The sequence below is a fragment of the Oceanisphaera sp. genome (genome assembly GCF_052084945.1).
Classification (GTDB): Bacteria; Pseudomonadota; Gammaproteobacteria; order Enterobacterales; family Aeromonadaceae; genus Oceanimonas.
Genome location: NZ_JBQDEX010000004.1, coordinates 19,808 through 28,264, shown reverse-complemented (window position 1 = coordinate 28,264; position 8,457 = coordinate 19,808). Strand labels below are relative to the sequence as shown.

Genomic DNA, 8,457 nt, shown 5'->3' with positions numbered 1-8,457 from the left:
GGCACTGTTTTTAAATTTTATCCATCCAGTCTTGTAGCCAGACTAATGCCGGCTCTTCAGGATCCAGTGTTTCACTGGCATCCACTTGCAGCTCATCGGTAACCGCCACTGCCTGCAACTCATCAAGTTGGGCTGTTAATAACGCGCCGGCGCCACAAAAGTGATCATAGCTACTATCGCCTAAGGTCACTTGGGCATAACGCAACTCAGGCATGGGCGGACAAGTTTCCCGTAGCTCTTCAAATAGCGGTAATAAATTAGGCGGCAATTCCCCCTGTCCTGTGGTGGAAGTGACCCATAACCAAAAATGACTGGTATCTAAATCAGCCAACTCCGCCTCTTCATGTAACTCCACCTGATGACCAGCCTTAACCAGTACTTCTTCTAACGTTTCGGCCACGAGAAATGCCGAGCCATAAACCGAGCCCACAATAATATCGACGGCTGCCATACTTACTCCTTAACAATACTGCGCTTTACGAGCTGCTACTAGCGACCAATTAAACTCCGCCATAATGCGTTGCCAGTCGGCATCAAGAGGTGCATTAAGCTGTAAAGGCGCCTGGGTTACTGGATGTGATAATGATAACTGATTCGCATGTAACATCATGCGATGGCTGTCATATTGTTCACGGAAAAACCGATTATGTCGGCCATCGCCGTGGCTGGTATCTCCCACTATGGGGTGAAATAAATGCGCCATGTGTCGGCGTAATTGATGTTTGCGCCCGGTTTCTGGCACTAAACTCACCAAACTATAACGGCTGGTGGCATGCTTCTTTGATACTGCAAAAGGAAGCTCAATATTCGCCAGGCTCTGCCAGTGGGTTATCGCCGCTTGCGGCGGTTTATCTTTATCGGCAAACTTATCTGCAATGGCGTCGGGTTGAAAGCTGAGCGCATAATCCAATGTGCCTTGCTCTGGCATAAACCCCCGCACCAGTGCCAAATATTGCTTATCTACCTGATGAGCCGTAAAAGCGTCAGTCAGGCTACGCGCCACCTCAGCACTTTTAGCAAATAATAATACCCCTGAGGTTGGCCTGTCTAAGCGGTGTATCGGAAACACATGGCAGCCCACGGCATCACGGGTTAATTGCATGGCAAAACGCGTTTCGCCTTTATCTAACCAGCTACGATGTACTAATAAGCCCGCCTCTTTATTAATGGCCACCAAATGCTCATCTTCATAAATAATCTCAACACTCATACCTCACGCACCACAGACTGACCCGTTAAACATTCATCCAATTGGGCAATGGCTTCTTCTAGCGCTTTAGTATCTGCAGCTACCGACTTAAAGCTCTCTGTGGCCATAGGGTACACAGAAATCTTGCGAGGTAAGGCAGCACCGCTCTCAAGCATGGCCTGTAAGCGGGCAAGCAACACAAACTGCAACCATTGGGCAAAAGTTAAGGTGTCAACACAAAAAGGCTGGGTACTGGATAAGGCCGCCGCACTGGGTGGTTCTGTTTGCCACCAAGATAAGGCGTTTAATTCATCGGCAATAGCAGATAAGCAACGTTGGGCATCGGCTGACATAGGTTGACTCCTTTAAAACAGGCAGCAAGTATACCATCTTGAGCTATGACTCCCTATAATCAGCCCAGAGCAATAGGAGTAACTGATGCAAATTGATACCTTAAGTGAATTTTTAGCTCAGGCAGGTACTGAGTTTCGTCTCTATGATCTGGGCCGTCGCCTGCAACCGCTATCTAATGACGATTTTGCTGCCATTGAAGCCAACCACAGACCCTACCCTTGGCCATTACAGCACCATGCGTGGTTAGCGGTATGTTATTGGCAGACCCAAGGGCAAACTCAGCCCTATGTGTGGTTTCTAAAGCTGCCTCTTGATGAGCGCGGTTTATTTAATAATGGGGCCGTTAAACACTTTCTAGCCGCTCTCGTTGAGCAACTTGGTCAAGATGTCAGCGCAGAGCTCAGTGATGAGCAACAACAACGTCTTGCACAAACGCCCTTTACTTTTCAGCCATCACCAGACAAGTTAGCCGCTTTTCATGCACGCCTAGGCTTGTCACTTGGTTTGCCGCCCTCGACCTTTTTTAATAGTGTGTGCGATTATCTACATAACCCTCAACAACAAGACTGGCAACAGCTAGGCTTGCAAGGCATTGCTGATCTTAGTGCTCGTTTGCACCAAGACACCCCATTAAGCCAGTTGCTAACGACTCAGTTACTTACGCTCCCCCCTCCGGTGCAAGATGCGCTACTTAACCAATGTGAGCACCAACCATTACCTGAGCCGCTCAAGCTGCACTTATTACATGCTATTAGTGGCGAACTCGAGCACCAAATGCCTAATCAAGAACGTATCGCTCAGCTACTGCGCGCCACCGCAGGTAGCTCGCAATGTGCTGAGCGCCAGCAAAAAATTGCCACACTATTGGCACTTAATCCCAGTCAACCAGTGATGCTGAGCTTAGCCGCACGCCTATGGCAAGATTTAACAGAAGAGACCTTATTAATTACCTATTTAGAGCAATTAGCCGAGCTTCATGGTGAGCTGTTTAATGGCTTATTTGCTGAACTGGTGTCGATACCGGCATTACGCCCGCTTATTTTAGGTAACTTACATAATAATGCTTTATCCCCTCGCCTAAAAAGTGCGCTAGGTGGTTTATTTACGGGCACCTCATAATGGGGGAGCTACTTGGGATACTTGGACTATGTGCATTGGGTGCTGGGTATTGGCAGGTTCGTCGCCAAAGTGAATTCGCTCGCCAGTGGCTAGAGCGTTATTGTCGCAAGCAACAATTTCAATTACTGAGCGTATATCGCTACCGCTATCAATGGCAAAAAGGCCGCTTAATTGCCCAATTTCGCTTCGAGTTTAGCCACGACGGCTTGCAACAAGATGAAGGAGTATTATGGTTACAACAGTTAACTGTCTTAGACGTCTCACTTCCTGTGTTGCGAGAGTCACCCAGTATGCATTAAGGTGAAGTGTCTTTACTTTTATTGACGTAAGCTTGTTAAAAGGGCCTTAATCAAACAACCATCAACTATGCTGTAACGTATATATTTACTTGTATTCATCGTTAAGGAGATAACTCATGATAGAACCAACACATCACCCATTTCACCGCTTATTTGAACAATTAGGGTTAGATGCCAGCAATGAAGCTATTAAAGAGTTTATTGCCACCCATCAGCTCCCTGCAAACGTCGAACTTATAGAGGCACCCTTTTGGAGTGAAGCGCAAGCTAACTTTTTAGAAGAAGGCCTACAAGATGACTCCGATTGGGCAGAAATCATCGACCAACTTAATACCAGCTTAAGATAAGGCCAACGCTGTGATGCCTGAGCAAGCCATTATTAACGCCATTCATAGCCTAGCAAGCGAAGGCAAGCCCATTAGCACGGCCACCGTCAAAGCGCGGCTAGATAGTTCTGTGAGTCTGGCCGCGCTTTTGCCCTTGATCAGTCGCTATAAACAAAACCCCCAACGTCTTCCAGCTCAAGTAGCCACATCTAACGAGCAGCCTGCCGGGGCATATTCTGCAACCGAGCAGGCACTTATGGAGCGCATTAGCGAGTTAGAAGATAAAGTCGCCCGCCTAGAGCTGCAACAATATAACCAAGCGTTACCAACCACAGCTAAACAGGAGCCACACACCTAATGTGGGTATGCGAACTGCACTTTGACTGCTATCAAGACACTTCGCTGGCTAAAGCAGAGTCAGCCATTCGCCAATTTATTGATGCGCTAAGGCATAACGGCCAAATTATCGGTCGAGAATTTCCAACCGCCATGCATGCCGGTTGGTTAGTATCACGTGTAGTCTGCCCAGAGGAAGATAGCCTGCACCCGCAATATTATAGTCGCCAAACACAGTTAGCCATAACCCAGCTACATCAAGCGGGGCTCACCAGCCCCAAAATGACGGTAAAAGGGCAAGATCTTAATTCAGACACCACAGACGATTGCACCACCCGTGAATGGCAATTGCTGTACACCACGTATTTACATTCTTGCTCTGCATTGCGCTGTGGTGAGCACTTCTCGCCAGTGCCTTTGTACCAAATACCCGCCGTTGCTAATGGCGACTTTAAAAAAATACTCAAGTGGCAAGAAGATTGGGAAGCTTGCGATCAACTGCAAATGAATGGCTCAGTGCTTGAGCACAGTGCGGTAGACGCAATCAGTCACCCCAGCAGCCGATTGAGCCGACGGGGGCGAGATTTGTGTAAGCGTATTGAAGCGCTAACACAGACCCCTACTTATTATTACTTATATCGAGTAGGTGGTGATAGTTTAACCAAAGAGCAAAATCGCCCCTGCCCCAGTTGCAAACAGCCTTGGCACCTAAGTGAGCCTATACACGGTATTTTTGATTTTAAATGCGAGCCCTGCCGTTTAGTCTCTAATTTATCTTGGGATTTTAAAGAGTAACAGCTGGGTTAAAGCAGCGCCAAGCACCAAGCACCAAGTCAAATAAAGCAGAGACGGGGAAATAGGGAACAGGCAGGAACACAGCGTTTATCTGTCAGTGACTATTCACCACCCCCTATTCTCTGATCACAGCCCTTCACATTCAACAAGGCTCTAACTTTTGTAAAAACGCAGCTAAGTTAGGGGCCAACACACCGATACGGCCTTTACCTAAACGCTCTAATTGTACCTCGCCGCTGCTGTTATCCAGTGTGACCACCTTTTGCTCATCTTTACAAGTGGCCAAAAACCAGCTGGCGGGCAGCTTTAATTTTTTCATCATTAGCTGATGCGCAATTTGGTTTTGTTGTAACCGCTCAAAGTCTTGCTCGTTCCATGGTTGTAACAAGGTCAAAAATAACCCCTTAAAGCACGCCTCAATATTGCCTGCATAGTAATGCCCAAATAGCGCACCGATGTCTGCATGCACCGGCATTTCAAGCGCACTGGCTACATTATCAAAATGACCAGGCTCAGGACGCTGCCAGGCTTGCCAACCAACAACGTCTGCTTGCGCTGGTAATAACTCCGCAGGGGATGAAAAAGTGTCGTCATGCGCAACCAAGGGCACCCCCCGACTCCTTAACTGACGGGCAAACAGCTCAGCGAGCGCTATCTCTACTTGATCTTGCATACTAAAGTCTCACAATAAGGCTAGGATCTACCGACCCAACCCCCCTATTCTATCAACTGGACCTTGAAATGACACCAGAGCAAAAATACCAAGCAAGCCGCGCCTTAGATACCTTATCGCTGGGTAAACAAAGTAGTTATGTTAGTGAATACGATGCCAGTCAGTTGCAGTCGGTGCCCCGTCATTTAAATCGAGATGAATGGGAGCTGACCGCCGATAACTTACCCTTTGCCGGTGAAGACTTATGGAACCTATATGAATTATCTTGGTTAAATAACAAAGGTAAACCCAGAGTCGCTATGGGTGAAGTCAGAGTGGCGGCCACCAGCAAAAATTTAATTGAATCTAAGTCATTCAAGCTCTATTTAAATAGCTTTAACCAAAGTCGCTTCGACAGCATTGACGAAGTAGCAGCCATACTGGAACACGATTTAAGCTTATGTGCCCAAGGCACAGTTAAAGTAAAGCTCTTTGAGTTAAACGCCGCCCCTAGCCAGTTTGGAGTGCTACCCGGAGATTGCATCGATGGGCAAGACATTACCATTGATCACTACCAGCCCATCCAGAATTTATTAAGCACAGCCACTCAAGGCAACGACGCAGATACGGTTACTGAAACGCTGCACTCACACTTACTTAAATCTAACTGCTTAGTGACCGGGCAACCTGACTGGGGCAGCGTGATGATCCGCTATCAAGGGCCACGTATTCACCGTGATATATTACTGCGTTATGTGGTGTCTTTTCGCCAGCACAATGAATTTCACGAGCAATGCGTAGAACGTATTTTTATGGATATTATGCAACACTGCCAGCCCAAAGAGCTCACAGTATATGCGCGCTACACCCGCCGTGGCGGATTAGACATTAACCCCTATCGTAGTAATGTTGCCGGTAAAGCGGCCAATGTTCGCTTGCAGCGCCAATAAACGAGCAATTAGAAGACACACACCGACTTTTGGTAAATAAGGACCAACAATAAAATATTTTTCAGCGCAGGGCACAGCACCTTAGGCGCTGTTTTACAGTCTTCATTCACCCAGCACTTATGATAAACTGGTGCCTCATTCACATATTATATTGGTATGCTTTATTGTGATCTTGTCTGCCGCCGTTTTGGTATCACATTTGGCAGGAGCCCCTGTGCTCTCGCCGTACCAACCTGAGCCTGTTGAACTACAACGGGCTCGGCAACTTATGCTGAGTCGACCGAATGAATGCGTGACCCTCACTCATTTTTTTTTACAACGTAAGCAAATCGACCCCGCTCAACTGATCAACCCACGACAAGACTTTGACCATCAAAAAATGGCCAAGCAATACCGCACCCGTGAGCAAAGCCAAGCCGCATGGCAGTTACAGGCTTTGTGTCAAGCCAACGAAGGGGAAATATTACCTGCCGATACCAGCATTGACCGCGCCATTGCACTTGCCGATCAATATCGACAAACAGACATGCTCACTACCAGTTTACTGATTAAAGCCAAGCTGGCATTAGCACAAAAGAAAACTCAATTTGCTAAACAACTGCTGGATAGCGCAGCCAAAAACATCAGCGATAAAAGTCACAATAACGTACAGAATGCACTGTCATTACTGCAGGCTAGTACCTTATTACATCAGCACCGAGTGGATGATGCCCGCTTAGCATTCGAGCACATTAGAGTGCAGGCTCAAGAAAATAATCACCCCGTACAACAGGCATGGGCTAACTACCTATTGGCAGAGTATTATCAACTGCTCCAACAAGATGAGCTGGCACTCTCTCACTATGTGGAAACTCTCAAGCTGCTAAGTCAGCATCGTCAATATTACCTTAAAGCAATGGCCGCAGAAAAAGCGGCTAATATCAATGCCGCACTAGGCTCTGGCGAACAAGCCATTCACTATGCTAATTTAGCAGCAAGTGAATTTGAATTGTTAGGCAACCCCAGCTTATTAATACGTTCATTGCTTAATTTAGGTCAGGTGACTCGTACCAGCCGTGATGCCAGCTTAGCACTGGTTTATTTTTTTAATGCTCTCGATTTAGCAAAAACGTTGGCCGACAATGAGCACATCGCCTTGCTGTATTTAGAAATAGGCCACAGCTATCGCCTACTAAATATAAACGCCGAAGCGCTCCATTATTTATCGTTAGCTTATACCCGCTTTGAGCGTGAACATAATGTGTTGCGTAAAATTGATACCCAACTACAGCTTGGTCAACTGTATATGGCACAACAGCAATACCCGCTCGCACTCGCACAATTAAAACATGCACTGACGCTGGCAGAAGAACAACAAAACTCGCCTCGTCTAATTGAGTCACACCGCTTATTAGCGCAATTATTTGAGTTAACTGATGACCCAACCCAAGCGCTCACACACCACAAAGCACATCATAACTATTATGCTAAAGCGAGTAGAATCAACCGTTTGTTAACTCAGAGTCTGGTACAAGACAGCGATAAACAATTACAACAAGAAAGAGAGATGGCACAGCTTCGTCAGTTGAACGAAGAAACTCAGCAAGCCAAGCAACGCATTAGTTACTTGGCTGGCGGCCTGGCTCTGCTGGTGCCCTTTTTGCTGTATGGCTGCTGGCATTACTATGGTCGTCATCGCCGCTTGCAATGCAACAACCATGAATTACAAAGTTCACTCTTGTTAGAACAAAGAACCGCACTGCCTAACTGGCGTCAGCTCATGCAGCGCCTCCCTAAAGAGATGGCCAAAAGTCAACTTCGCTCAGAACAGTGGTATCTAAGTGAAGAGCAAGCTCAGCCCTTCAATGATAAAACCTATTATTTGATGCTGCACGTGCCCTTTATGGCAGATTTAAATGAACGCTTAGGCCTTATGCATGCCTCTGTGCTACAAAAACAGTTGGGGGCACATCTAAAAAACCGCATTCACCCTCAAGCACAGCTCTATGACTTGCGAGAAGGGCAATTTATTTATGTGATTTCACAGCGCCAAGTCAACTCATTACACGATGTCATTACTAGCCTAGAACGAATGTTCGAAGAATTTTCCAGCTCATTTAAATTGGATCAGCGCTTAGCTATTGGTATTATTGGTCATCCATTTTTACCTAAAAGCCCTCACGCCCTGGATGATATGCGCTTGGGTGATATTTTATACTTAGCCATGGCTGCGGCGAATCAGCTCTCTCGCCAAACCGGAGACCGTGCTTGGGTTGAGCTAGCAGCAGTAGACTGCCAACAAGCCGCTTTTTTTAATGGTGATATACGACACTGCTGTATAGAAGCTATTTTAAAAGGGCTAGTCAAAGTAAATAGCTCACATAAAAAACAACACATAGACTGGCATACATTAGCTCCAGACAAGATGATGTCGATATAATAAACAGGTTGCCTGCCT

11 protein-coding genes are annotated in these 8,457 nt (G+C 46.6%); 7 read left to right on the top strand and 4 right to left on the bottom strand.

Going from position 1 to position 8,457, the window contains the following annotated elements; genetic code table 11:
• Nucleotides 1–10: 10 nt before the first annotated feature.
• From ACTHY5_RS00960 to ACTHY5_RS00950, 3 genes are read right to left on the bottom strand one after another with little or no spacing between them, the layout of a single operon-like run.
• Entirely contained in the window at nucleotides 11–451 is a 441-nt protein-coding gene (locus ACTHY5_RS00960) for a flavodoxin (protein WP_441875078.1), read from the bottom strand.
• Between the two features lie 9 nt (nucleotides 452–460).
• Nucleotides 461–1,210 (bottom strand): tRNA pseudouridine(65) synthase TruC, encoded by a 750-nt coding sequence (truC, locus tag ACTHY5_RS00955; RefSeq protein WP_441875076.1) that lies wholly within the window; start codon nucleotides 1,208–1,210, stop codon nucleotides 461–463.
• Nucleotides 1,207–1,542, bottom strand: coding sequence for a YqcC family protein (locus ACTHY5_RS00950; RefSeq protein WP_441875073.1), 336 nt, complete (start codon nucleotides 1,540–1,542; stop codon nucleotides 1,207–1,209). Before ACTHY5_RS00950 ends, truC begins: the two co-directional genes overlap by 4 nt.
• Before the next feature lie 85 nt (nucleotides 1,543–1,627).
• Here ACTHY5_RS00950 and ACTHY5_RS00945 point away from each other — a divergent pair, with 85 nt between their 5' ends.
• From ACTHY5_RS00945 to ACTHY5_RS00925, 5 genes are all read left to right on the top strand, one after another.
• Nucleotides 1,628–2,662, top strand: a complete 1,035-nt coding sequence (locus ACTHY5_RS00945) for a DUF3549 family protein (protein ID WP_441875070.1) — start codon at nucleotides 1,628–1,630, stop codon at nucleotides 2,660–2,662.
• On the top strand, nucleotides 2,662–2,961 hold the full coding sequence (locus ACTHY5_RS00940; protein ID WP_441875067.1) for a DUF3301 domain-containing protein: 300 nt from the start codon (nucleotides 2,662–2,664) through the stop codon (nucleotides 2,959–2,961). The genes ACTHY5_RS00945 and ACTHY5_RS00940 overlap by 1 nt, the downstream gene beginning before the upstream one ends.
• A gap of 116 nt (nucleotides 2,962–3,077) precedes the next feature.
• On the top strand, nucleotides 3,078–3,308 hold the full coding sequence (locus ACTHY5_RS00935) for a DUF2789 domain-containing protein (RefSeq protein ID WP_441875064.1): 231 nt from the start codon (nucleotides 3,078–3,080) through the stop codon (nucleotides 3,306–3,308).
• A 10-nt stretch (nucleotides 3,309–3,318) separates the two neighbouring features.
• Nucleotides 3,319–3,645, top strand: a complete 327-nt coding sequence (locus ACTHY5_RS00930; protein WP_441875061.1) for a hypothetical protein — start codon at nucleotides 3,319–3,321, stop codon at nucleotides 3,643–3,645.
• Complete coding sequence (locus tag ACTHY5_RS00925; protein WP_441875059.1) at nucleotides 3,645–4,418, top strand: Zn-ribbon-containing protein; 774 nt, start codon at nucleotides 3,645–3,647, stop codon at nucleotides 4,416–4,418. Before ACTHY5_RS00930 ends, ACTHY5_RS00925 begins: the two co-directional genes overlap by 1 nt.
• Nucleotides 4,419–4,560: 142 nt before the next feature.
• On the opposite strand, the gene syd is transcribed toward ACTHY5_RS00925, so the two are convergent.
• The gene (gene syd / locus ACTHY5_RS00920) at nucleotides 4,561–5,091 is read right to left on the bottom strand and encodes a SecY-interacting protein (RefSeq protein ID WP_441875056.1); all 531 of its coding nucleotides are present in this window, start codon (nucleotides 5,089–5,091) and stop codon (nucleotides 4,561–4,563) included.
• A 68-nt stretch (nucleotides 5,092–5,159) separates the two neighbouring features.
• Between syd and queF the strand changes: the two genes are divergently transcribed.
• On the top strand, nucleotides 5,160–6,020 hold the full coding sequence (queF, locus tag ACTHY5_RS00915; RefSeq protein WP_441875053.1) for an NADPH-dependent 7-cyano-7-deazaguanine reductase QueF: 861 nt from the start codon (nucleotides 5,160–5,162) through the stop codon (nucleotides 6,018–6,020).
• A gap of 130 nt (nucleotides 6,021–6,150) precedes the next feature.
• Nucleotides 6,151–8,439, top strand: coding sequence for a tetratricopeptide repeat protein (locus ACTHY5_RS00910; RefSeq protein ID WP_441875050.1), 2,289 nt, complete (start codon nucleotides 6,151–6,153; stop codon nucleotides 8,437–8,439).
• Nucleotides 8,440–8,457 lie beyond the last annotated feature (18 nt).

Coding starts and splice junctions, on each gene's coding strand:
- queF (WP_441875053.1), top strand. CDS start 5,160: ATGACACCAGAGCAAAAATACCAAGCAAGCCGCGCCTTAGATACCTTA.
- ACTHY5_RS00925 (WP_441875059.1), top strand. CDS start 3,645: ATGTGGGTATGCGAACTGCACTTTGACTGCTATCAAGACACTTCGCTG.
- ACTHY5_RS00945 (WP_441875070.1), top strand. CDS start 1,628: ATGCAAATTGATACCTTAAGTGAATTTTTAGCTCAGGCAGGTACTGAG.
- ACTHY5_RS00950 (WP_441875073.1), bottom strand. CDS start 1,542: ATGTCAGCCGATGCCCAACGTTGCTTATCTGCTATTGCCGATGAATTA.
- ACTHY5_RS00935 (WP_441875064.1), top strand. CDS start 3,078: ATGATAGAACCAACACATCACCCATTTCACCGCTTATTTGAACAATTA.
- ACTHY5_RS00940 (WP_441875067.1), top strand. CDS start 2,662: ATGGGGGAGCTACTTGGGATACTTGGACTATGTGCATTGGGTGCTGGG.
- syd (WP_441875056.1), bottom strand. CDS start 5,091: ATGCAAGATCAAGTAGAGATAGCGCTCGCTGAGCTGTTTGCCCGTCAG.
- truC (WP_441875076.1), bottom strand. CDS start 1,210: ATGAGTGTTGAGATTATTTATGAAGATGAGCATTTGGTGGCCATTAAT.
- ACTHY5_RS00960 (WP_441875078.1), bottom strand. CDS start 451: ATGGCAGCCGTCGATATTATTGTGGGCTCGGTTTATGGCTCGGCATTT.